We start from the raw sequence: 24,285 nt of genomic DNA on the forward strand, positions 1-24,285 counted from the left end.
GTATTGCATGGCAAAAGTAGCTTTCCTCGGCCTGGGCGTCATGGGCTATCCCATGGCCCGGCACCTGGCTGCCAAGGGGCATGCGGTCACCGTTTACAACCGCAGCGCGGCCAAGGCTGAAAAATGGGTGTCCGAGCATGGCGGCAGCATGGCCCCGACGCCGGCCGCCGCCGCTGCCGGCCAGGATTTCGTGTTCTGCTGCGTCGGCAATGACGACGATCTCCGCCAGGTGACAATGGGGCCGGATGGCGCCTTTTCGAGCATGGGCAAGGGGACGGTGTTTGTTGACAACACCACCGCATCGGCCGCCGTCGCGCGCGAGCTTTCCGAGGTGGCTACGGCTGCCGGGTTCAGCTTTATCGACGCACCGGTTTCGGGTGGACAGGCGGGCGCGGAGAATGGCGCACTGACGGTGATGTGCGGGGGCGACGCCGACGCCTATGCGCGGGCCGAGCCGGTGATCATGGCCTATGCGCGGGCCAGCCGCCTGCTCGGGGACTCGGGCGCCGGCCAGCTCGCCAAGATGATGAACCAGATCTGCATTGCGGGCGCGGTGCAGGGCTTGGCCGAGGCCATCCATTTCGGCCAGAATGCCGGGCTCGACGTCGAAGCGGTGATCGAGGTGATTTCCAAGGGCGCGGCGCAGTCCTGGCAGATGGAAAACCGCTACAAGACCATGGTAGCGGGGCAGTTCGAGTTCGGTTTCGCGGTCGACTGGATGCGCAAGGATCTGGCCATCGTGCTGGACGAGGCGCGCCGCAACAAGTCGCGGGTGCCGGTGACCGCGCTGGTGGACCAGTTCTACTCGGAAGTGCAGGCGATGGGCGGCAATCGCTGGGATACGTCCAGTCTGATCGCCCGCCTGAACCGCAGTAACTAGCCCCCGGCCGCGAGGCGGACGAGGCGGGTTGGTCTGGGGCGCGTCTCTATGGTGGGCGCGCTCTGGGGGCTTTCGGTGGTGAAAATATCCACGATCCGGTCTAGTTCGCTGGCCTGAGCTTCGGACTGCTCGATGGCGGCGTTGATTTCTTCGACCAGGGCCGCATTGTGCTGGGTCATCACGTCCATGGTGCGCACGGCGCCGCCGACCTCTTCGATGGCGGTTGCCTGATCGCTGCTGTCGCGACCAATGCCGCTCATCAAATCGTTGGATGAGCGGGCGGCCACCAGCATGGCTTCCAGCCGGGCGGCGGCGTCGAGCACCAGGCGTGAGCCGCCCTGAACCTCGACATTCGATTGCTCGATCAGCTGCTTGATGTCGGCTGACGCCTGGGCCGTCGACTGGGCCAGGCGGCGCACTTCGACCGCGACCACGGCAAAGCCCTTGCCGGCCTCGCCCGCGCGGGCGGCTTCCACCGAGGCATTGAGCGCCAGCAGATTGGTCTGGAAGGCGACGTGATCGATCATGCCGATGATGTCGGAGATTTTGGACGAGGATTGGGTGATGCGCTCCATGGCCTGCGTGGCGTTGCGCATCACGTCGCCGCCGGATTCGGCGGCCTGGGTCACCGAGGCGGCGACCAGACTGGCCTCATGCGCCCGCTCGGCATTCTTTCGCACGGTGGTGGCCAATTGCACCATGGCGACGGCGGTGTGTTCGATGGTGGTCGCCTGCTTGGTGGTCCGCTGCGACAGATCATTGGCGCCGGACAGAATTTCGCCGGTGGCGACCTTGAGGGAGGCCGAGGCATTCTTGAGCTGGCCGACCACTTCGGCGAGCTTTTCGGCCACGCCGTTGGTGTGATGCTGCAGGTCGGAAAAGACGCCCTTGAACTCGCCTTCGACGCGGCAGGTGACATCGGCCTGCGCCATGGCCCGGAGCACGGCCTGGGTGGCGTTGACGCCTTCGCTGACCTGCTCGACCAGCTGATTGGTCTTGTCGACCAGATCATTGAGGCTTTGATCATCGTAGTGGGAGCGCATGCGCTGGTTGAAATCACCGGCCAGTCCGGCCTCGACCACGGCGGCGAATTCGCCCTGTAGCTGGTTCATCTGCGCCGCATGGTGGCGGGTCATCTCGGCATTATGCGCCAGTTCGCGGGCATTGGCCTGCTCGGCTTCGGCGCTGGTGGCCAGTTCGGCGGTCCGCTCTTCCGACAATGACAGGACCACATTGGTATTGATGGTCATCCAGATCAGCGCCGCCGCTTCGGCAACCAGAATGACCGCATGGAGGGTAACGCGCCCGAGGCCGCCCGAACCGTAAAACACCAGGTCGCTCCACAGCAGACCCAGGCCGAGATGGTGGACGGCCACCAGAACCGTGCCCAGCAGAATGGAGCGGATATCGTAGAGCAGCGCGCACATGGCCAGGGCGGCGAAAAACGCCATGTGGATGTCGATCTGCATGGGGTGGCCGCGCATGGCGATCAGCATCGCGGCGACCTGGCCCATCAGCACGGCGACGGTGACATGGCGCCCCGGGGCGCTCACCCGGAACAGCAGGAAGCTGACGCCCATGATGACGCTCAGCCCGATGGCCAGCATGGCGGCGATGCCGATGGAGCCAAACCGGGCCAGTTCGATGGCCAGCGTTGCGGCGGCGAGGATGACTGTCAGCCCGACCAGAACCAGCGCCCCACGCTGACGGAAAATTTCCAGCGTCATGTCTGCAACTCCTCAATCGGGCCGCATAGGCCTCTTGCTGCGGCGACGAACAGCGCGCCCCGCTCGGTGACGCGTTGGGCAAATTTGCCGTCCAGGGCGACGGCCACGACAATGTTGGAGAATCGGCCGGTGCCGGCGATCTGGCCGCCGGCGTCGATCACGGCGCTCAGGGCATCAATCTGGGAGGTCCAGGGTGGGAATACGACACCGATCTCGCCGCGTTCTGGCGGTAGATGGTAGCCGATGATCAAGGTGGTAAAGGTCAGTAAGGTCGAGGCGCCTATCAAGACGAGCGCAGCACCGTTCGGTTTGCCGATAGTAAAACCTGAGCCCAGACCGCGCGCCCTTGCCAATGCTGCAATCCTTTCAGAATTGCGACTGCAGACCCTTACCGCATGAATATGCGTGGGTTTAGTAGAGCACAGAGGGGTTAATTAAAATTTCCCTGTTTTGGATTGAATTTTATCGATCAGTCGATGCGAAGAAGTGCGTAAGTCAATTTACGGCTATACTTCAATAAACTTGTGTCAATTGAGCAATTGTTTTGATTTCATATGAAGTGGCGAGGGCCTTGGTCAGTTGCCGCATGTTATTCGAAGCGAGACAGGGCAAACGCCGAGAGGTCGATGACCGGCTGACCGTCAATGGCCCATTGGGCCAGGCTTTCGCCAATGGCAGCCGAGTGTTTGAAGCCGTGGCCGGAGCAGGGGGAGGCGACGAGGATCGCCGCGTGTTCGGGGTGACGGTCGATGAGGAAGGCGCTGTCGGGGGTGACGGTGTAGATGCAGGTGGCGGTTTTGAGGGCGCGCGGGGTGACGCCGGCGAGGCGCCCGGCGACATGGGCGGTGTGCATGCGCAGGCTGTCGGAGTCTGGGACTACGCGGTCGATGTGGTCGGGGTCGCTGGCAGGGCCGTAATATTCATCGGCGGTTTTCATCGACAGGCCATCGCGGCTAGGAAAGCCGTAGAAAAACCCATCCTCGGTTTCGCCATGTGGCCACATGAAGACCGGGACGTCGCGCCAGTTGGGCGGGGCATCGGGGGCCAGAGCGAACCAGTGCATCACCTGCCGGACTGGCCGGAGCAGGGAGGTGAAGGGTTCGCCCAACAGGCCCGGAGCCCATGAGCCAGCGGAGACGATGGCCTGGCCGGCATGCAATGTGCTGCCATCGCTGAAGGCGATAATGACGCCGCTGCCGGATGGGGTGATTGCGGTGACGGTCGCGCCCAGCTTGAGGGTGGCGCCGTGACGTTGGGCTAGCTCCAACTGGGCCGCGACGCAGCGCTCGGGCCAGAGATAGCCGCCGCCGGGCTCGAAATAGCCGATCTCGCTATCCTGCGGGGTGAAGGCGGGAAAGCGGTGGCGAATCTCGTCGGCGGAGAGGACTTCGTGCGGGATGCCGTAGTGCTGGGCTGCGCCGATGGAGCGTTGGATAAAGGCGGTGCGACCCGGGCGGACAATGGTGTCGTCATGCTCGGAGATGATGATGCTGCCCACTTCGAACAGCATGTCCTGGCCGGTCTCGGCTTCGATCTCGCGCCAGAGTTCGTGCGAGCGCATGGCCAGCGGCACATAGGCTTCACCCTCGCCAATGCCACGCCTGGTGATGCGGGTTTCGCCGTGGGTGGAGCCTTCTGCGTGGGGCGGGGCGAAGCGGTCGATGCCGATCACTTTGGCGCCGCGCTTGGCCAGTTGATAGGCGGTGGCGCTACCCATAGCGCCCAGGCCGATGACGGCAATGTCGCAAATCTCAGTCATTGAGGGACGCTTCCTCTCGATGGGGTCGGTCGAGGCGGGCGGTGAGCGCCAGCGCCGCGATGATGATGGCAATGCCGGCAATGGTGGTCCAGGCCGGGACTTCGCCAAAGGCGAGATAGCCGGCCAGAGTGGCCAGCACGATGGAGAGATAGCCCAGCGGGGCGAGCATGCTGGCCGGAGCCGATTGATAGGCGCGCAGGAAGCAATATTGCCCGATCTGCGCCAGAATGCCGATGGCGAGCAGCAGCGGCCAGTCGCCCAATGCCACCGGCTGCCAGACCAGACTGGCGGGGATGATGGTGAAGACCGAGAGGCCGACGGTGTAGAACACCATCAGTACGGTGGTGTTCTCGTTGGCCAAAGCGCGGGTTTGCACTACGGCGAGCGAGCCGAACAGCACCGAGCCCAGCGCCGCCAGAATGCCCGGATTGAGCGCGACCTCGCCGGGGGCGACCATGATCAGCACGCCGAGAAAACCGATGACGGCGCCAAACCAGCGCCAGCCGCCGGAGCGCTCATGCAGCAGCCAGGTGGCCAGTGCCATGACCACCAATGGGCGCATGAAACCGATGGCGTTGGCCATGGCGAGCGGCAGGGCGGTCAGCGCGGCGAAATTGGTGTTGAGCGCCAGCGTATTGCACAGCACCCGGAAGATGTGGCGGCCCCATTGCGTGGTGCCGGCGATGGCGGCGCGATGTCGCCACGCCAATGGCAACACGCTGACCAGCCCGATCAGCGAGCGGATGAACACCATCTGCACGGCCGGGAAGCTGGCGCCACCCAGCTTCACCAGCACCGTCATCACGGTGACCAGCAGCATATCGGATAAGAGCCAGACCATGCCGGCGGAACGCTGCCGAGGCACGGTCATGTCAGGCGGGCTGCACCAGATTGGCCAGTAGGCGGAACGCGCCCGGCACCAGCTTGTCGAGCTGATGATGCAGCACGAGGCTGGTATGGGTGTGACGGCCCTTGCCGACTTCGGCAGAGAGCAGCGAACCGGTCAGCGGGGCTTCGCCGGGGTCGCTCATGGCCAGCAGCGGCACATAGGCCGGGTCCCAGGAGGAGGCGAAATAGAGACCGCGTTCCTTGTCCCAGCCGGCGAAATCAGCGGCGCTGATGGCGTTGGGGCCGGTCAGTAGTTTGTGCTCGGGCGCGAGGATGGTGACCTCGGCCGATGGATTGGTGGTGCGCCAGCGCAATGAGGGCGAGCCGATGGTCAGCATGCGCGGCGGCGTGGCGTCGGGATTCCAGCCATCGGTGGGGCGGTGGTAGAGCGTCAGCAGATGGCCGCCGGCCTCGGTCCAGCGATGCAGGCGCTCGGTGGCGGCGGCCAGATCGGGGCGGGTGCCGAAGGCGAGGATGCCGATGACGATGGAGTCGTATTGGCTGAGGTCGCCGGCTAGCGCGGCGGCGTCGAGTTCGGTGACGTTGGCGCCCATGCGCTTGAGCCAGAGGCCGACGCGGTCACTGCCGCCGCTGATATAGCCGATGCGGCTCTTGGGCAGGTTCAGGTCGAGGGCCAGCACATCAAGGGCGAGCGGGCGCACGAAATGGGTGCGGCCGATATGGGGGTAGGCGATTTCGGTGAGGGCATAGGCCGGGGTGCCATCGACGCGAACGTGCAGAGTGTAGCGGCCGGGTTCGAGATCGGCGGCCGGCGTCAGGGTGAAGTCGGAGCCCTTGGTGGCAACGGCGAGGCCGGGCGCGATGTCGAAGCTGACCCGCTCGGCGGCGATATCGCTCTTGATGGCGACAATGCGCGTATCGCGGGTTGGCAAGGCCAGAATCATGGCGTCGGGGGTGAGCGCCAGCTGATAGGGCGGTACGATCTGCACCGGCTCTTCAGTGTCTAGGGTGATCGATAGCGGTTCGCCGGCGACAACGGCATCGATGCGCAGGCTCACCGCACCATTCCCGCCGAGGCTGAGCCAGTCGGGGGCAAAGGCGTTGGTGATTGCCGCGTCGGGCTTGGCGGTGAGCGGCAGGGTGATGCGGGTATCGGCGGTGGTGACGGCGGCAAGCGGCTCGAAATTAGCGTCCAGCACCGGGGTGATGGTGAGGTGGTCGGCGGTGCCTGCGTCGATTTCAACGGTGAGCGACGCGGTGCCGCCCGGCGCTAGGCGCGGCGAGACGGCAAGGCTGAAATCGAGGCCGGCGGCGAGGGCCAAGGCGGCGTCGAGTTCCTGGCGCTTGCGCTGCAGGCGGTGGCCATGGCGGGCGGCTTCGTCGGCGGTCTGCGCAGCTAGTGCAGCAGCGACGGCGCGCTTGGCGCTGACCAAAGCCGTGGTGAGGGCGGCGGCGTTGGGGAAGGCGGCGATGGCCTGGGCAATGGCAGCGTCGGCCTCGCCTAGCGCAGGGTGGTCGCCGAGATCGGCGAGGCGGGCGGGGAGGCCGGCGCCGATGGCGTTTTCGGCGGCGCCGTTGACCAGATGCAGCGGCCAGCTCAGCTGCGCCGGGAAGGTCCAATAGCCCATATTCTGGCTGCCGTGATAGGCGCGGGAGACTTCGCCGAGGCGATCATAGCTCATGCCGGTCACCGGGTCCGGCCCGGTGGCGGTGACCAGGGTGGTGGCGGGCGGCGGCGGCACTTCGTCGTCGTAATAGCCATTGCTGCCGCCGGTCCAGGCGGGGAGATAATATTTGGCGACGCGCCACGGCGTCAGCCCCTCGGCGGCATGTTCGGGATAGGCGGCCGGTTCTGCAGCAAGCGCCAGCGCGGTCTCGGCGGCTTCGGTCATGGCGCGGTGGTGACCATGCTGGCCGGGCACGTCGAGAAAGGTAGGGATGACGATATCGGGGCGGAACTGGCGATAGGCGCGGACCAGCCGCTCGATGGTGCGCTCACGGCCCCAGCGCGACAGGGTGTCAGGGCCGGATTTGGAGAAGCCGAAATCATGCACCGGATCGTCGGGGCCATGGCCGAGCCAGGCGATATCGGCGTCAAGCACGCGGGCGGCTTCTTCCATTTCGCGCGACCGCATCACGCCCAATGCGCCGGTGCGCTCGGGGCCGCTGGTGTTCTGGCCGCCTTCGCCGCGGGTGGAACAGGCGATGACGATGCGCATGCCCTGCTCGAAACGCATGGTGGCCAGCATGCCGCTCTGTTCGTCGTCCGGGTGGGCGCCGGTGTTCATCACGGTCACGGTCGAGGTCAAACGACTGAGGGCCCGCTGCAGGGCAACGGAACGGGGCGCGGCGGCGCGGCGGTACAGGCGGTCTCGAGCGGTCAGCATGGGGTCGTCCAGTTTAGCAAGTGTTCGGTCAGCCAGTGGCGCTGGCGACGCTGAGGTGAGGTGAAACGGTATCGAGCAGCGGCAGGGCGGCCGCGCCCAATGCGGCGGTCAATTGGCCGGTCTGGCCACGCAAGACGCGCGGCAGGCTGCGCTGCTGGCGGGTGGCGACGGAGACGGGCAGGGGATCGAGCGCGGCAATCATCGCGTCGAGCACGGAATCGGGCAGGCCACCGCCGAAGATCACCGTGGCCGGATCGAAGATGTTTTCCAGCATGCCGACGGTCGGCACCAGATAGTCGGCGGCCAGCTCGATCCATTCATTGAGCGGGGCGCAGTTTTCGTCATGCAGCTTCTGGATGTCTTCGACGGTCGCCGCATAGATGCCGGCCATGGCCAGGTGTTCACGCAGGGCGAAGACCGAGGCGAAGCGTTCCAATGCGCCGGCCGGACCATGGGCGATTCGGCCCTTGCGCGGCACCAGTCCGACATGGCCGAGCTCGCCGGCATTGCCGAAAGCGCCGCGCAGCGGGCGGCCGTCCTGAATGACGCCGAGCCCCAGGCCGACACCGAAATAGAGATAGCAGAAGGTGCCGATCTGCTGGCCGGCGCCATAGAGCCGCTCGCCGACAGCGGCGGCGGTGGCGTCGTTGTCGATGACGAGATGGCTGCCGGTGGCCTTGGAAAACAGGGCGACGGGATCAACGCCGGTCCAGCCGGGCAGGGTGGCCGGGCCAACCGAACTCATGCCTTCGACTTCAAACGGGCCGGGCATCACCACGCCGACGCCGAGCAAAGGCGGCGCGTCGGCGCCCAGGCTGGCCTGCAATGCTGCGATCTGGGCAGCGGCCTGGTCGGGAATCACCTCGGGGCCGGTTTGGGTCAGCGGGATGATGGATTGGCCGCGAATGCCGCCGGAAAGATCGACCAGTACGGTGACCATGCGGTCGGCGGCGATTTCGACGCCGGCGGTCATCGGGCCATTGGGATTGACGGCAAACTGGATCGGCGGCTGGCCGCGACCGGAGCGCAAGCGCCCCAGTTCGATCAGTAGGCCCTCTTCGAGCAGTTCCTCGACAATATTGGCGACGGCCTGAGCGGTGAGCTGGGCGCGGCGGGCAATTTCGGTGCGGCCCATATGGCCTTGCATGCGGATGACTTCGAGCACGACGCGGCGGTTATGCGCGCGGTTGCGCTCGGGATTGGAGCCGATGGCCACGCGCTGGCGCGAACTGCGTTTGCTGCGGCTAATCACGCTGAGACCCCTCCCTGTGCCCGCCGCTGGTGCGCCGAGACAGGCGGCAGATTATCGGCCGATCATAATAACTCAAGTAGATTATTTTATTGACAGGTTCAGTCAGTTCGGAGACGCTTGGGACTGGATAGGCGGGTTTCCGCCGGGTTTCCGTATGCAGATGGCCGCCGGAGGGTCCGCGGCCAAAAGGAGGACTTAATGCTTACCAAGGCAAAAATCGCCGGCTTGGCCGCTGGCATCAGCTTTCTGGCGCTGGGTTCGGCGCAGGCCGTTGAGATCGAATACTGGCAGTATGTGTTCGATAGCCGCGTACAGGCCATGGACAAGCTGATCGCCAATTTTGAAGCGGCTAACCCCGACATCACGGTCAAGCAGACCACCTTCCCCTATGCCGACTACCAGACCCGCGTCGTCGCGGCCAAGGTCGCCGGGCAGGGCCCGGATGTCGTGCAGCTGTTCTACGGCTGGCTCGACAATTTCGTCTCGGGTGGCCTGATCCAGCCGCTGGATCCCGCCGTGTTCCCGCATGACGTCATCGAATCCGAATTCTTCCCGATCGTCTCGGCGATGAAGGTTGGCGAGGACTATTATGGTCTGCCGACCGCCGTGCGTTCGCTGGCGCTGTTCTACAACAAGGCGCTGTTTGCCGAAGCCGGCATTGCCAACCCGCCGTCAAACCTCGAGGAATTCCTCGCGGCAGCCGAAGCCACCACCAAACGCGATGGTTCGGGCAACATCACGTCCGAGGGCGTCACCCTCGACATGGCCGGCCAGGATCACCATTGGTGGCGCGAAGTTCTGATCCGTCAGAACGGTGGCGTTCCCTATGATGCCGAAGGCAACGTTGCCTATAACGACGCCGCCGGCGTTGCTGCGCTGAAGTACTACACCGACCTGCAGACCGACAGCAAAGTGGGCCAGATCGGCTTCATGGACGAAGGTCAGGCCGCGTTCCGCGCTGGTCTTGCCGCCATGACCATCGACGGCACGTTCCGTCTCGGCGCCTTCGCCGGCAACCCGTTCGAATGGGGTGTGGTTGAGTTGCCGGCCGACGCCAATGGCCTGCGCTCGAACTATTCGAGCTACTTCGCCAACGCCATCGGCGCCACTGCCGAAGGCGAGCGCAAGGCTGCCGCCGAGAAGTTCCTGACCTACATCACCTCGGCCGAGGCGATGGAAATCTGGCAGGATACGGTTGGCGAACTGCCGGCCCGCCGCGAAGCCGCGCTGAGCGAAGCCAATGTGGCCGATCCGATCCTCGGGCCGTTCCTCAAGGGCCTCGATTACGCCTACACGACCAAGTTCTATGACGAAGCCGGCCAGCGCCAGGTTGCCGTCGACATGGTCAACCGCGTGCTGCTCGAAGGTCAGTCGGTCGAAGATGCCATTGCTCAGGCGGCCGCCGCCGAGCAGGAAATCATCGACGCAGCGACCGAGTAAGAACGAACGCATAAGTTACGTCCGGCGGCGGTTTGGTCCGCCGCCGGGCGAATTATTTGGCAGGAGCGAAAATGGCGGCGACCGCAAACCACACAGCAGGCTCAGCACGCTTCTGGGACCGGCTGAACATCAGCACCAAACGGGTGATCTGGGCCTGGGTGTTTCTGGCCGTGCCGCTGCTGTTTTATGCCGGCATAAGATTTTACCCGACATTTCAGGCGTTCTGGCTGTCGATGACCAACTGGGACCTGTTGCGCCCAGCCAAGTTCATCGGCTTCGCCAATTATGTCAAAATGTTCAAGGATCCGATTTTCTGGAAAGTGTTCCAGAACACCTTCCTTTATCTGATCATCGGCACGCCACTCAGCCTGCTGATCTCCTTCGTGATCGCCTATTATCTGGATCGCGTGCGCTTCATGCACGGCTTTATCCGGGCGCTGTATTTCCTGCCCTTCCTGACCACTGCTGCGGCCATGGGCTGGGTGTGGCGCTGGTTCTATCAGCCGGTGCCGATTGGCATCATCAACGGTTTCCTCAGCTCGGCCGGTCTGGAGCAGCAGCCTTTCCTGCGCTCGACCACGCAAGCGCTGCCGTCGATCCTGATCCCCGCCATCTGGGCCGGACTGGGCTTTCAGATCATCATCTTCATGGCCGGTATCCGCGCCATTCCCTCGACCTTCTACGAAGCCGCGAAAATCGACGGGCTGGGCGACTGGGCGATCCTGCGCAAGATCACCGTGCCCTTGCTGAAGCCGACCACCGTGTTCCTCGTGGTGTTCTCCTCGATCGGCTTCCTGCGGATTTTCGACCAGGTCTATAACATGACCACCAATGATCCGGGTGGGCCGCTCAATGCCACCAAGCCGTTGGTGCTGATGATCTATCAGACCGCCTTCTCGTCCTACCAGATGGGCTATGCCGCGGCGCAGACCGTGGTGTTGTTCACCATCCTGCTCATCGTCTCCCTGATGCAGCTCTATGTGCTGAGGGAAAAGAAATGACCGCCATGACCGCATCCTCCGAGTTGGCCGCCAACCGCCGCGACATCCGCCCCGGCCGTATCATCATCTGGACCGTGCTGTTGATCGGTGGCCTGATCATGGTCACGCCGCTGCTCTATATGTTCTCGACCTCGCTCAAGACCTCGGGGCAGGTCTATGATCTGCGGCTGATCCCGCTGGCGCCGACCTTCGACAACTATATCAAGGTGCTGGGTGACGGACGCTTCATGAAGTGGTTCTTCAACTCCACCTTCATCGCCCTGACAGTGACGATTTCCAACGTGTTCTTCGACTCGCTGGTTGGCTACACGCTGGCCAAGTTCGAGTTCAAGGGCCGCTATTTCGTGTTCCTGGCGATCCTGTCGACGCTGATGATCCCCACCGAAATGCTGGTGATCCCATGGTACCTGATGAGCAGCCAGCTCGGCTGGATCGATAGCTATTGGGGCATCATGTTCCCGGGCATGATGACGGCTTTCGGCACCTTCCTGATGAAGCAGTTCTTTGAGGGCGTGCCCAACGACTTCCTCGAAGCAGCGCGCGTCGACGGGCTGAACGAGTTCACCATCTGGTGGAAGATCGCCATGCCCATGGTGGTGCCGGCGATCTCGGCCCTGGCCATCTTCAGCTTCCTCGGCAACTGGACGGCGTTCTTCTGGCCGCTGATCGTCACCACGTCGAAGGAGCTTTATACGCTGCCCGTCGGCATTTCGAGCTTCTCCGCCGAAGCCTCGATCCAGTGGGAACTGATCATGACCGGCGCCGCCATCGGCACCATTCCGACCCTGCTCGTATTCCTCGCCCTGCAGCGCTACATCGTGCGTGGCGTGATGCTGGCCGGTCTCAAGGGTTAAGACATGACTGATCCACGCCTCGCCGATAACTCGGTTTTCCCCGATCCCGTTTACAAGGAAACAGTGCTGCGGCCGCTGTTTGACGGGGCCAAGAACCACCACGTCACCGGCTTTCGCGCCATTGATCGCGCGCATCTGGTGATGCTGGCCGAAACCGGCATTGTCGACGCCGACCAGGCCCGCGACATTGCCAAGGCGCTCGACAGCATCGACGCCGAAATCGATCCGGCGACGCTGGTCTATACCGGTGAGGTGGAAGACTTCTTCTTCCTCATCGAGAAGGAACTGAAAAAGCGCGTCGGCCCCGATCTGGGCGGGCGACTGCATACGGCCCGTTCGCGCAACGACATCGACCACACTTTGTTCAAGCTGGGCCTCAAGGAACGGCTGGACGTGCTGATCGGCAAGGCGCTGGCCCTGCACACGGCGTTGGTCGACGCCGCCGAGCGGGAGAAGGCAACGCTGATCGTGGCCTATACCCATGGCCAGCCGGCACAGCCGACGACCTTCGGCCACTATCTCGCTGCCATCATCGAAATGGTGGGTCGCGATATTGGTCGGTTGTTCGAGGCCTATCGGATTGTCGACCTGTCGCCGATGGGCGCGGCGGCGATCACCACTTCGGGCTTTCCCATCGACCGGGCCCGAGTGGCCGAGCTGCTAGGCTTTGCCGCGCCGCTGCAGAATTCCTATTCCTGCATTGCGGGGGTCGACTACATTACCAGCACCTATGCGGCGCTGGAACTGATGTTCCTCCATCTGGGCCGTCCGATCCAGGACTTCCAGGTGTGGACCAGCTTTGAGGTCGGCCAGATCTATGTGCCGAATGCCCTGGTGCAGATTTCCTCGATCATGCCGCAGAAGCGCAATCCGGTGCCGATCGAGCACCTGCGCCACCTCTCCAGCCAGACCTTTGGCCGGGCGCGGGCGATGCTCGACGTGATGCACAACACGCCATTCACCGACATGAATGACAGTGAGGGCGAAACCCAGGCCATGGGCTATCAGGCCTTCGACAGTGCCTATCGGGTGCTCGACCTGCTGGCAGCGCTGGTGGCGCAGATCCGCATCGATCCGGCGCGGGTGGCCAATAATATCCGCCGCTCCTGCATCACCATCACCGAGCTGGCTGACAGCTTGGTGCGGCGCGAAGGGCTCTCCTTCCGCGAGGGCCACGAGATTGCGGCGGCTGTCGCCAAGGCCGTGGTGGCTGAGGGTGGTGATCTGATGAGCGATGGTTATGCTCCGTTCAAGGCCGCTTTCGCGGCGGCGACCGGACGGGACAGTACGCTCGACGAAGCCACCTTCGCCGAACTGGTGTCGCCCGAATATTTCGTGGCCGTGCGCACCCGCTATGGCGGGCCGGCGCCCGAGCCGCTATCGGCGGCGATTGCCGGTTACCGGCAACAGGCGACCGAACTGGCCGCTACTCACACTATTTTGCTGCGCCGCCAGGCTGAGGCCGCGCAATTGCTCAAAGAGCGTTTCGACGCATTGAAGGGATCCGCCTGATGGCAAAAATCGAACTGCAGGGGCTGGTCAAGGAATACGGCAAAACCCGCGCCGTGCACGGCATTGACCTGACCATCGAGGATGGCGAGTTCGTGGTGTTTGTCGGCCCGTCGGGTTGCGGCAAGTCGACTACGCTGCGCATGATTGCCGGGCTGGAGGATATCTCCGGCGGCAAGCTGCTGATCGGCGATGAGGTGGTAAACCAGCGCGAGCCCAAGCAGCGCAATATCGCCATGGTGTTCCAGAACTACGCCATCTATCCGCATATGACGGTGGGCCAGAATATCGGCTTCGGGCTCTATACGTCGAAGCTCTCCAAGGCCGAAAAGCAGCAGCGGATCGAGGAAGCCGGCAAGACCCTGGGTCTGGAAAAGCTGCTGGATCGGCGCCCGGCGGCCCTGTCGGGCGGTCAGCGCCAGCGCGTCGCTATTGGCCGCGCCATGGTGCGCGACCCAGTGGCGTTCCTGTTCGACGAGCCGCTGTCCAATCTCGATGCGCAGCTGCGCGCCCAGATGCGCATGGAAATCAAGAGCCTGCATCGCCGGCTCGGCACCACCATCGTCTATGTGACGCATGACCAGATCGAAGCCATGACCATGGCCGACAGGATCGTGGTGATGAAGGATGGCCGGATTTTGCAGGTCGGTACGCCGACCGACCTTTATGAGCATCCCGCTGACGTGTTCACCGCCCGCTTCATCGGCAGCCCGTCGATGAATCTGGTGGCCGGGACCATGAGCGGTGGCGCGCTGGCAATTGACGGCGTGGCACTGTCGGGGCTGACCCTGCCGAGCCATGATGGCAAGGTGCTGGTGGGCGTGCGTCCGCATGATCTGACCGTTGGGTCGGAGACCGGCGCCGGGCTGTCGGCAACCGGCACGGTCGAGGCCGTCGAGCCGCTGGGGGCAGAGACCCTGGTCCACGTGCTGGTCGGCCAGACCCAGCTGATCGCCACGGCGCCGGGACGCGTCGTGCCGGAGATTGGCAGCAGCCTGACGGTGCATGCCGATCCGGGCTCGCTCTATCTGTTCGACGCCGAGAGCGAGAAGGCTCTGGGCCGCGCATGACGTCTTCCCGCATTGGGGCCAAGGCCGTACTCAGCCTTGGCCGGATTTACTGCGACCTGGTGTTTCGCGGTCTCGATGGCATGCCCCAATTGGGGCGCGAGCAGTTTGCCCAGGATTTTACCCTGACGCCGGGCGGCGGGGCGTTGATTTCGGCCGCGCATCTGGCAGCCATCGGGCGGCCGGCGGCGCTGTTGGCGCGGTTCGGTACCGATGACATGTCAACGCTGCTGGGCAAGCAGTTCGACGAGCTCAATATCGATCTGCAGTTTCTGGATCGGCACGAAACGGCCGGCCCACAGCTGACCGTGGTGATGGTCAATGGCGAGGACCGGGCGTTCCTGTCGCGCCGGGCCGGCCATGCACGACCGGCGACGTTTGAGGCGGCGCTGGCCTGGCCCGAAGCGGCGCATCTGCACATTGCCGAATATGCCACTTTGCATGAAATGCGTGATGCCATCAGCGCCGCCAAGGCGCAGGGGCTGACGGTTTCGCTCGACCCGAGCTGGGATGATGAGCTGATCGCCGACCCGCAGTTTTTCGAGCATGCGGCGGGGGCGGATCTGTTCCTGCCCAATCTGGAAGAAGCCCGGGCGCTGACCGGCTGCGAGGATTCGCATGCGGCGCTGGAGCAGTTGCGGCAGCATTTCCCGGTGGTGGCGCTCAAGCGGGGTGGCGACGGTGCGCTGCTGGCCATGGATGGCGCGGTGCTGGAACTGGCGACACCGGTCGTCGAGGTGGTGGACACCACCGGCGCGGGCGATGCGTTCAATGCCGGCTTTATCGACGCCTGGCTCGATGGCCGTAGCCCGACCGATTGCCTGGCGGCGGCGATTGCCCGCGGTTCGCGCTCGGTGCAGGCCGCCGGGGGAACCGGCAGCCTTTAGTCTGTCAGTGCTGCCAGATAACGAGGCCGGCGGCGGATGCCATCATCACGCCGGCGGTCTTGTTAAGACGGCCAAGGGCTTTCGGGCTCTTGAACATTTCGCGCGCCGCCGAGGCGAGCCAAGCATAGCCGCAGCCGATGATCAGCAGCACGACAATCACGATGGCGGTCAGCTCGGTAAAGGCCAGCAGGTTCATCTGGTCGAGTGGCACCACGGTGGGCAGGATCGCCAGATAGAAGACGATGGTCTTGGGATTGCCCATGGTCAGCGAGAAGCCGGCGAAAAAGGTCTTCCAGCCATCCTCATTCTTGGGCTTCATCTGCTCGGCGCCGGGGCGCGAGGTCCAGAATTTATAGGCGATATAGAGCAGGTAAGCGGCGCCGGCCCAGCGCACGATGACGAAGACCGGCCCGAACCAGGTGGCGATGGCCGCCAGCCCGAACACGGCAAAAACGAAATAGGCCAAATCGCCGACCAGAATGCCCAGCACCATCGGAAAAGCGCCCTTGAAGCCGCCGCCCAAAGCGCGAGCAACAACGGCTGCGACGCCGGGGCCGGGGACCAGCACCGCAATGGCGTAAGCGACGGTGAAGGTGAGGAGGGTGAACAGGTCCATGATCGGGTCTCGGGTTGGGTGGCGGACATTACGCTTGGGTGGGGCGGTTGCCAATGGCTCCTGTGGCCCGCCACCGTGGGTGGGGACCTATTTCAGCATGCTCCCAGGGTGGATCAGGGCAGGCGTGCTAGCCTTTCGATCAGCAGGTCATAAAACCCATCGGCATTGCCGTTGCGGAGGTAGTTGACGTTCCGGGCCTTGTCGGTGACGTGCCAATAGTCGGTGACGGTCATGCCGACCGTGAGGTCGCTGCCGGTTTCGATGGTGACATTGCACTGGCGGCCCTCGAACAGCTCGGGGCGGAGCAGCCAGGCGATGACGGTGGGGTCATGCAGCGGCGCGCCGGACCAGCCGTATTTCTTGAGGTCGAAGGTTTCGGAGAAAGTCAGCATGGCGTGAACGGCCGCGCCGGACGCGTTGCCGAGGCCGAGAATGGCGGCGAGGCGGTCGGGGGTCGACTGGATCTGGTGGGTCACATCGAGCGGCAGCATGGTGATCGGCGCGCCGCAGCGGAGCACGATATCGGCGGCTTCGGGATCGACATAGATGTTGAATTCGGCGGCGGGGGTGATGTTCCCCACCTCAAAATAGGCGCCGCCCATCATGACGATTTCGGCGATGCGCTCGGCGATGGCCGGCTGCTTGATCAGCGCCATGGCGATATTGGTCAGCGGCCCCAGCGTGCACAGGGTGATCGTGCCGGGTTCGGCCGCCATCAGCGTGTCGATGATGTAGTCGACGCCGTGCTGGGCCTGCAGCGGGATGGTGGGCTCGGGCAGGTTGGGACCATCGAGGCCGGTTTCGCCATGCACATGCTCGGCGGTCACCAACTGGCGGCGGATCGGGCGGGCACAGCCGGCATAGACCGGGATGTCGCGACGGCCGGACAGTTCGACTACCTTGCGGGCGTTATTGGCATTGTGGTGCAGGCCCACATTGCCCGCGACGGCGACAATGCCAAGCACCTCCAGCTCTTCTGGCGAGGCCAGGGCCAGCAGGATGGCAACGGCATCGTCCTGGCCGGGGTCGGTATCGATAATGATCTTGCGGGGCATGCAGCAACCTTGCCGAGAAGTGTAATCCGGCCAGCACCCTAGCGAGTGCCGGGTTGCTGGTCGACACCTTCAGGCCGGATTTCTCCAAGGAACATTTGTAGTCAGACGACGTTACCGATTGGCGACGGACCTGGCTGCGAAGCCGTGTGCCTTTCCCGTCAAGCCGATGTTTTCTGGCTTGACGGGGAGCGCCAAGGGGCAAAAAAATTGCGCAGACCAAGGTGCGGAGACGATCGTGGCAGGTGAAGTGATCGGACATGCGGCTGAGGCTGCGGCGCATGGGGTCGATCTGGTTCCGATTGTCGCCCTGTTGGGCGCGGCGGTGATTGCGGTACCGCTGTTCAAACGGCTGGGGCTTGGCTCGGTGCTGGGCTATCTGGCGGCCGGGGTAGTGCTGGGGCCTTCGGGCATCGCGCTGATCCATGAGCCCGAAGCGGTGCTGACCACGGCCGAACTCGGCGTGGTCATGTTCCTGTTCATTATCGGGCTGGAAATGGAGCCAGCCAAGCTGTGGGCGCTGCGCAAGCAGATTTTCGGCCTGGGCGCGATCCAGGTGGCGGTCTGTGGCGCGCTGCTGACCGGAGTGGGGATGCTGCTGGGGTTCGCGCCGGTGGTGGCCTTCATTTTTGGCATGGGCTTTGTGCTCACCTCCACCGCTATTGTCATGCAAATCCTGGGCGAGCGCGGCGAATTGGCGACGCCGCATGGGCAGAAGATGGTGTCCATCCTGCTGCTGGAAGATCTGGCGATCGTGCCGCTGCTGGCCATTGTCGCGATTTTGGCGCCGTCGGGTGAGGATGAAAGCCTGGTGGCCAGGCTTGCCGGTTTTGGCGTCGCCATTGGCGCCGTGCTGCTGCTGATCTTCCTGGGCCGGCGCATCATGAACCCGTTCTTTGCCGCCTTGGCCTCGACCAAGTTGCGTGAGGTGATGACGGCGGCGGCATTGCTGGTGGTGCTGGGGGCGGCGCTGCTGTTTCAGGTCAGCGGGCTGTCGATGGCGATGGGGGCGTTTCTGGCCGGAGTGCTGCTCTCGACCTCAACCTTTCGCCATCAGCTTGAGGCTGATGTCGAACCGTTTCGCGGCATCCTGCTCGGGCTGTTCTTCCTGGCCGTGGGCATGTCGTTGGACCTGGCGGTAGCGGGGCAGCACTGGCAGATCATCGCCATCAGCGTCGTCTGCTACATGCTGGTCAAGGCGGGTGCCATTTATGGCATCGCCCGCTTGCTCAAATCGAGCCATGGGGAGGCGCTGGAGCGCGCCGTGCTGATGGGGCAGGGCGGCGAATTCGCCTTCGTGCTGTATACCACGGCGGTCGCGGCGGGCATTATCGACGGGCCGACCAATGCCATCTTCACCGCCACGGTGATCGTCTCGATGGTGCTGACGCCGTTCTTCGTCGCGGGACTGCGTTTCGTCATGCCCAAGCAAGCTGAACCATCGATGGATGGGGTGGAAACGGCGGATGGTCTTTCGGCGAAAATCCTGCTGATCGGCTTTGGACGTTTCGGCCAGATCGCCAGCCAGCCCTTGCTGGCGATGCGGCATTCGGTGTCGATCATCGACAACGACACCGAGATGATCCGCGCCGCGGCCCAGATCGGCTTCAAGGTGTATTATGGCGATGGCACCCGCCTCGATATTCTGCGGGCGGCCGGTGCGGCACGGGCCGACATCATCCTGATCTGCACCGACAAGAAGGAACAGACGACGCGGATCGCCGAATTGCTGCGCGACGAGTTCCCGCTAGCCAAGGTGATGGCGCGGGCCTTCGATCGTGGCCACGCCTTTGAGCTGATCAAGGCCGGGGTGGACTACCAGCTGCGCGAACTCTTCGAGACGGCGCTGGTGTTTGGCGGCGAAGTCATCCAGCGGCTCGGTGCGACGGAGACGGAAGCCGCCGAGGTCATCGAGGGGGTGCGCGAGCGCGACCGGCAACGCTTCGAACTGCAAATGTCCGGCGAGGACTGGATGGTGGGGCGGCGGCTATTGCTCAGCAATGCCGAGGAACAGGCGCGCGAGGGCGGCGTTGCCGTGGATGCAGAGGCCGTCGAAGACGAGGTCAACAAGATCATTCAGCCCGCACCGCCGGCCTAGCAGGTCGTCGCGGCAATACCACGCCGTCGCGCATAGGGGGCTTTCGCCTGCACAAATTAAGTGCAAGACTAAAGTCTCTAGAGGGGAATACATCGTTATGAAATCTGGATTGCGATATGCCGCAACAGCCGATCGTTTACGACGCCCCTACGCCGGAACCCCGCGCGACTTATGTTGAGGCCATTCAGGCCGAGATTCTCGAAAGACTGATCTATTCGGTCGGCAAGGACCCGATTGTTGCGCGGCCACATGACTGGCTGGCGGCGACAATTCTGGCCGTGCGCGACCGGGTGATGGATCGCTGGATGGAGTCATCCCGCGAAACCTGGCGCACCTCGCACAAGCGCGTCTATTATCTCAGCCTAGAATTCCTCATTGGCCGGCTGATGCGGGATGCGATGAGCAATGTGGGGCTGCTCGAGCCGGTGCGTGACGCGCTCAAAAATCTCAATGTCGATCTGGGCGATTTGATCAACCTTGAGCCCGATGCGGCGCTGGGCAATGGCGGCCTGGGCCGGCTGGCGGCGTGTTTCCTTGAATCCATGTCGACGGTGAAAATCCCGGCCTATGGCTATGGCATTCGCTATGTGCACGGCTTGTTCCGCCAGGAAATGAGCGAGGGCTGGCAGGTCGAACTGCCCGAGGAATGGCTGGCGCACGGCAATCCATGGGAATTCGAGCGGCGCGAAAGCGCCTATGAGGTCGGCTTTGGCGGGCATGTCGAGCCGGTGACCGATCCCGACGGGACCATTCGGCAGGATTGGCAACCCAATGACCACGTGCTGGCGGTTGCCTATGACACGCCGATCGTCGGCTGGCGCGGGGCGCGGGTGAACACCTTGCGGCTGTGGAGCGCGCAGCCGATCGACCCCATTCTGCTCGACAAATTCAACTCCGGCGACCATATCGGCGCGCTGGAAGAAAGCTCGCGGGCTGAAGCCATCACCCGCGTGCTCTATCCGGCGGATTCGACGGCGGCGGGCCAGGAATTGCGGCTGCGGCAGGAGTTCTTCTTCTCGTCGGCGTCGCTGCAGGACATCGTGCGGCGACACCTCCAGCAATATGGCGTGCTGACCTCGCTGCCCGACAAGGTGGCCATCCAGCTCAACGATACCCATCCGGCTATTTCCATCGCCGAGCTGATGCGCATTCTGGTCGATGATAACGGGATCAAATGGGCCGATGCTTGGGTGCTGACCCGGGGCACGTTCGGCTACACCAATCACACGCTGCTGCCCGAAGCGCTGGAAAGCTGGCCGGTGGCGCTGCTGGAGCGGATGCTGCCGCGCCACATGCAGATCATCTACCAGATCAATGCCGATGTGCTGGCCGATGCGCGCAACCGGGCCAAGTTCACCGATGCGCAAATAGCCAATGTGTCGCTGATCGATGAGAATGGCGGCCGGCGCGTGCGCATGGGGCAGCTGGCCTTTGTCGGCTCGCACTCGATCAATGGCGTGTCGGCGCTGCATACCGAACTGATGAAGCAGACGGTGTTTTCCGACCTGCACCGGCTTTATCCGGACCGCATCAACAACAAGACCAATGGCATCACGCCACGCCGTTGGCTGATGCAGTGCAATCCCGCGCTGACCAAATTGATCAGCGAGCGCATCGGACCTGGCTTTCTCGACAATATCGAGCTGCTGCACGGGCTGGACGCGCATGCCGACGATCCAAGCTTCCAGGGGCAGTTTGCCGCGGTAAAGCTGGCCAACAAGCAGAGACTGGCGCGGCTGATCAAGGACCGGCTGGGGATCACGGTGTCGGCTGACGCCATGTTCGACGTGCAGATCAAGCGCATCCACGAATATAAGCGCCAATTGCTCAATATCATCCAAGCCGTTGCGCTATATGATGAAATTCGCACGCATCCGGAACGGGACTGGGCGCCGCGCGTTAAGATCTTTGCGGGCAAGGCGGCTCCGGGCTACTGGAACGCCAAGCTCATCATCAAACTGATCAATGACGTCGCCAAGGTCATCAACAATGACCCGGCGGTGCGCGGCCTGCTCAAGGTGGTGTTCCTGCCCAATTACAATGTGAGCCTGGCCGAAGTCATCGTGCCGGCCGCCGATCTCAGCGAGCAGATTTCGACGGCGGGCATGGAAGCGTCGGGCACCGGCAACATGAAGTTCATGGCCAATGGCGCCCTCACCATCGGCACGATGGATGGTGCCAATGTGGAAATGCACAAGGAAGTGGGGGCGGACAATATCGTGATTTTCGGCCTGACCACCGAGGAGGTGAACGAGAAGCGCGCCAGTGGCGAGTTGCCGCGTGCCGCCATTGATGGTTCGTCCCGGCTCAAGGAAGTGCTGGAGTCTATTGCCTCGGGTGTGTTCTCGCCAGACGATCCAAACCGGTATCGTGACCTGATCGGCGGGCTTTATGAGCATGACTGGTTTATGGTGGCCCGGGACTTCGATGCCTATGCTGCGGCCCAAGCCCAGGTCGATGCGATCTGGGCCGACAAGCGGCGCTGGAACGCCATGGCGATCCGCAATACGGCGCGGGTCGGCTTCTTTTCGTCCGACCGGACGATCAGGCAATATGCGCAGGACATCTGGAATGTCCCAGTGCCGCCGGCATGATGATGAGCCAGGGAGGCAAACAGCGAACAAGTCTGGGCGTGGCGTGGATTGAGGGTTCAGGCGAGTCAAATTCGCCGTTGGGGGAGCGTGTGTGTGACTAAGGAAGACTGGCAAGCCGATTCACGGGAAGTCGAAGCGATCGTCGGCGGTCGTCATTCCAACCCGTTCGCGTTTCTGGGCCTGCACGAGGTCGGCGGGCAGTGGGTGCTGAGGGCCTTCGTGCCGCATGCCGAACTGCTGACCGCCTATGGTCTGGACGATACCGAACTCGGTACGTTGATCCCGCGTCATGCCGCCGGCTTTTTCGAGGGCAAGATCAGCATCGATAAGCGCCAGCCAATCCGCTATCGCGCCAAAAATGCAGGCGGGGAATGGGACGTCTATGATCCCTATTCCTTCGGGCCGGTGCTGGGGCCGATGGACGATTATTACATTGGCGAAGGCAGCCATTTGCGGCTGTTCGACAAGCTCGGCGCGCACGAAATGGAATTCGAGGGCATCCATGGCACGCATTTTGCGGTCTGGGCGCCCAATGCGCAGCGCGTCAGTGTGGTCGGGTTGTTCAATGAATGGGATGGGCGACGCCATCCGATGCGCAAGCGCACCGAGACCGGCATCTGGGAGGTGTTCATCCCGGTGCTGGGTACGGGAACGCTGTATAAATACGAGATCGTTGGACCGGACGGGGTGATACTGCCGCTCAAGGCCGATCCGTTTGGCCGGCAGGCCGAGCTGCGGCCGCGCACTGCCTCGATTGTGCCCGATCCGACGCCATTTCCGTGGACCGACGACAAATATCTCGAAGAGCGCGCCAAGCGCGATTGGCGCCGCACGCCGATGTCGGTTTATGAGGTGCATCTGGGCAGCTGGCGGCGGCGGCCGGATGGTGGCTTCCTGACGTATGACCAGTTGGCCGAGCAGTTGGTGCCCTATGCGGCCGACATGGGCTACACCCATATCGAGTTGCTGCCGATCACCGAGCATCCTTTTGATCCGAGCTGGGGCTATCAGCCGGTCGGGCTCTATGCACCGACCTCGCGGCATGGCGATCCGGCGGGTTTTGCGCGCTTCGTCAATGCGGCGCATGAGGCGGGGCTCGGGATCATTCTCGATTGGGTGCCGGCGCATTTCCCGACCGACGCGCATGGGCTGGCCAATTTCGACGGCACGGCACTGTATGAGCATGCCGATCCGCGTCAGGGTTACCACCCCGACTGGAACACGGCGATCTACAATTTCGGCCGCAAGGAAGTGGTCGGCTTCCTGGTCAATAATGCGCTGTATTGGCTGGAGAAATTCCATATCGACGGGCTACGCGTCGATGCCGTGGCGTCGATGCTCTATCTCGACTACTCGCGCCAGCCGGGCGAGTGGGTGCCCAACAAATTCGGCGGCAACCACAATCTGGAAGCGGTGGAGTTTCTGCGCCGGGTGAATTCGGAAGCCTATCGGCTGCATCCGGGCACTTTCATGATTGCCGAGGAATCCACCTCCTGGCCCGGCGTCAGCCACCCCGCTTATACCGGCGGGCTGGGCTTTGGGTTCAAGTGGAACATGGGCTTCATGAACGACACTTTGCGCTACATGAGCCGCGAGGCGGTGCATCGCAAGTTCCACCATAACGACATGACCTTTGGCACGGTCTATGCCTTCAGCGAGAATTTCCTGCTGCCGCTGAGCCACGACGAAGTGGTGCATGGCAAGGGCTCGCTGCTGGAGAAGATGCCAGGCGATGACTGGCAGAAATTCGCCAATCTACGGGCCTATCTCGCCTATATGTGGGGCCATCCGGGCAAGAAGCTGTTGTTCATGGGCCAGGAATTCGCCCAGCGCGACGAATGGGATGAGAACAAGGCGCTCGATTGGTATCTGCTCGAATCCGGCACCCATGAGGGCATGCGGCGGCTGATCGCCGATCTCAATCTCGCCTATCGGCAATTGCCGGCGCTGCATGAGCGCGATTGCGAGCCGGATGGGTTTGAATGGGTGATCGGCAATGACCACACCAATTCGGTATTTGCCTGGCTGCGCAAGACGCCGGGGCATGATCCGGTGCTGGTGATCTCCAACTTCACCCCGGTGCCGCGGACCGGCTACAAAATTCCCATGCCGCAGGCCGGCAAATGGGTGGAGCGCATCAATACCGATGCGGGCTGGTATGCCGGGTCCAACAGCGGCAACCAGGGGGCGGTTGATGCCTATGCAGTGGAGGGCAGGCACTGGCCGGCGGAGGCAGAGCTTTATCTGCCGCCATTATCGACATTATTCCTGAAATTTGAGCCGGCCTGAGCCGGGTAGAAAGCGATACGTCCC

At 63.3% G+C, this 24,285-nt stretch carries 18 protein-coding genes; 10 read left to right on the forward strand and 8 right to left on the reverse strand.

Annotation, left to right across the window (positions count from 1 at the left end):
* The first annotated feature begins 7 nt into the window (after window positions 1-7).
* On the forward strand, window positions 8-880 hold the full coding sequence (locus tag ACX3OW_RS05905) for an NAD(P)-dependent oxidoreductase (protein WP_459094835.1): 873 nt from the start codon (window positions 8-10) through the stop codon (window positions 878-880).
* On the opposite strand, the gene ACX3OW_RS05910 is transcribed toward ACX3OW_RS05905, so the two are convergent.
* The 6 genes from ACX3OW_RS05910 to ACX3OW_RS05935 form a co-directional block, all read right to left on the reverse strand.
* Window positions 877-2,607 carry a methyl-accepting chemotaxis protein gene (locus tag ACX3OW_RS05910; protein ID WP_459094836.1) on the reverse strand — a complete coding sequence of 577 codons (1,731 nt, stop codon included), beginning with the start codon at window positions 2,605-2,607 and terminating at the stop codon, window positions 877-879. The genes ACX3OW_RS05905 and ACX3OW_RS05910 overlap by 4 nt on opposite strands.
* Window positions 2,604-2,960 (reverse strand): hypothetical protein, encoded by a 357-nt coding sequence (locus tag ACX3OW_RS05915; protein WP_459094837.1) that lies wholly within the window; start codon window positions 2,958-2,960, stop codon window positions 2,604-2,606. Before ACX3OW_RS05915 ends, ACX3OW_RS05910 begins: the two co-directional genes overlap by 4 nt.
* 236 nt (window positions 2,961-3,196) lie before the next feature.
* Window positions 3,197-4,366, reverse strand: a complete 1,170-nt coding sequence (gene solA / locus ACX3OW_RS05920) for an N-methyl-L-tryptophan oxidase (protein ID WP_459094838.1) — start codon at window positions 4,364-4,366, stop codon at window positions 3,197-3,199.
* Window positions 4,359-5,237, reverse strand: a complete 879-nt coding sequence (locus tag ACX3OW_RS05925) for a DMT family transporter (protein ID WP_459094839.1) — start codon at window positions 5,235-5,237, stop codon at window positions 4,359-4,361. The genes solA and ACX3OW_RS05925 overlap by 8 nt, the downstream gene beginning before the upstream one ends.
* Before the next feature lies 1 nt (window position 5,238).
* The gene (locus ACX3OW_RS05930) at window positions 5,239-7,602 is read right to left on the reverse strand and encodes a PIG-L family deacetylase (protein WP_459094840.1); all 2,364 of its coding nucleotides are present in this window, start codon (window positions 7,600-7,602) and stop codon (window positions 5,239-5,241) included.
* A gap of 28 nt (window positions 7,603-7,630) precedes the next feature.
* Window positions 7,631-8,854, reverse strand: coding sequence for an ROK family protein (locus ACX3OW_RS05935; protein ID WP_459094841.1), 1,224 nt, complete (start codon window positions 8,852-8,854; stop codon window positions 7,631-7,633).
* Between the two features lie 198 nt (window positions 8,855-9,052).
* On the opposite strand from ACX3OW_RS05935, the gene ACX3OW_RS05940 reads away from it, so the two are divergent.
* From ACX3OW_RS05940 to ACX3OW_RS05965, 6 genes are all read left to right on the forward strand, one after another.
* A complete protein-coding gene (locus ACX3OW_RS05940) occupies window positions 9,053-10,294 on the forward strand; it encodes an extracellular solute-binding protein (RefSeq protein ID WP_459094842.1) in 1,242 nt (413 codons plus the stop codon).
* A gap of 71 nt (window positions 10,295-10,365) precedes the next feature.
* A complete protein-coding gene (locus tag ACX3OW_RS05945) occupies window positions 10,366-11,295 on the forward strand; it encodes a carbohydrate ABC transporter permease (RefSeq protein WP_459094843.1) in 930 nt (309 codons plus the stop codon).
* 5 nt (window positions 11,296-11,300) lie between these two features.
* Entirely contained in the window at window positions 11,301-12,149 is an 849-nt protein-coding gene (locus ACX3OW_RS05950) for a carbohydrate ABC transporter permease (RefSeq protein ID WP_459095458.1), read from the forward strand.
* Between the two features lie 3 nt (window positions 12,150-12,152).
* The gene (gene argH, locus ACX3OW_RS05955; RefSeq protein ID WP_459094844.1) at window positions 12,153-13,661 is read left to right on the forward strand and encodes an argininosuccinate lyase; all 1,509 of its coding nucleotides are present in this window, start codon (window positions 12,153-12,155) and stop codon (window positions 13,659-13,661) included.
* Complete coding sequence (locus ACX3OW_RS05960; RefSeq protein WP_459094845.1) at window positions 13,661-14,728, forward strand: ABC transporter ATP-binding protein; 1,068 nt, start codon at window positions 13,661-13,663, stop codon at window positions 14,726-14,728. The genes argH and ACX3OW_RS05960 overlap by 1 nt, the downstream gene beginning before the upstream one ends.
* Entirely contained in the window at window positions 14,725-15,612 is an 888-nt protein-coding gene (locus ACX3OW_RS05965) for a carbohydrate kinase family protein (protein WP_459094846.1), read from the forward strand. The genes ACX3OW_RS05960 and ACX3OW_RS05965 overlap by 4 nt, the downstream gene beginning before the upstream one ends.
* Before the next feature lie 4 nt (window positions 15,613-15,616).
* Here ACX3OW_RS05965 and ACX3OW_RS05970 read toward each other — a convergent pair whose 3' ends face one another.
* Window positions 15,617-16,228, reverse strand: coding sequence for a LysE family translocator (locus ACX3OW_RS05970; RefSeq protein WP_459094847.1), 612 nt, complete (start codon window positions 16,226-16,228; stop codon window positions 15,617-15,619).
* Window positions 16,229-16,341: 113 nt separating this feature from the next.
* On the reverse strand, window positions 16,342-17,283 hold the full coding sequence (locus ACX3OW_RS05975; RefSeq protein ID WP_459094848.1) for a nucleoside hydrolase: 942 nt from the start codon (window positions 17,281-17,283) through the stop codon (window positions 16,342-16,344).
* 235 nt (window positions 17,284-17,518) lie between these two features.
* On the opposite strand from ACX3OW_RS05975, the gene ACX3OW_RS05980 reads away from it, so the two are divergent.
* The 3 genes from ACX3OW_RS05980 to glgB all read left to right on the forward strand — a co-directional run bounded on the left by ACX3OW_RS05980 (window position 17,519) and on the right by glgB (window position 24,261).
* The gene (locus ACX3OW_RS05980) at window positions 17,519-19,378 is read left to right on the forward strand and encodes a monovalent cation:proton antiporter-2 (CPA2) family protein (protein WP_459094849.1); all 1,860 of its coding nucleotides are present in this window, start codon (window positions 17,519-17,521) and stop codon (window positions 19,376-19,378) included.
* A 116-nt stretch (window positions 19,379-19,494) separates the two neighbouring features.
* Window positions 19,495-21,972, forward strand: coding sequence for a glycogen/starch/alpha-glucan phosphorylase (locus tag ACX3OW_RS05985; protein ID WP_459094850.1), 2,478 nt, complete (start codon window positions 19,495-19,497; stop codon window positions 21,970-21,972).
* An 87-nt stretch (window positions 21,973-22,059) separates the two neighbouring features.
* The gene (gene glgB / locus ACX3OW_RS05990; RefSeq protein ID WP_459094851.1) at window positions 22,060-24,261 is read left to right on the forward strand and encodes a 1,4-alpha-glucan branching protein GlgB; all 2,202 of its coding nucleotides are present in this window, start codon (window positions 22,060-22,062) and stop codon (window positions 24,259-24,261) included.
* Window positions 24,262-24,285 lie beyond the last annotated feature (24 nt).

Source organism: Devosia sp. A449 (assembly GCF_054489375.1).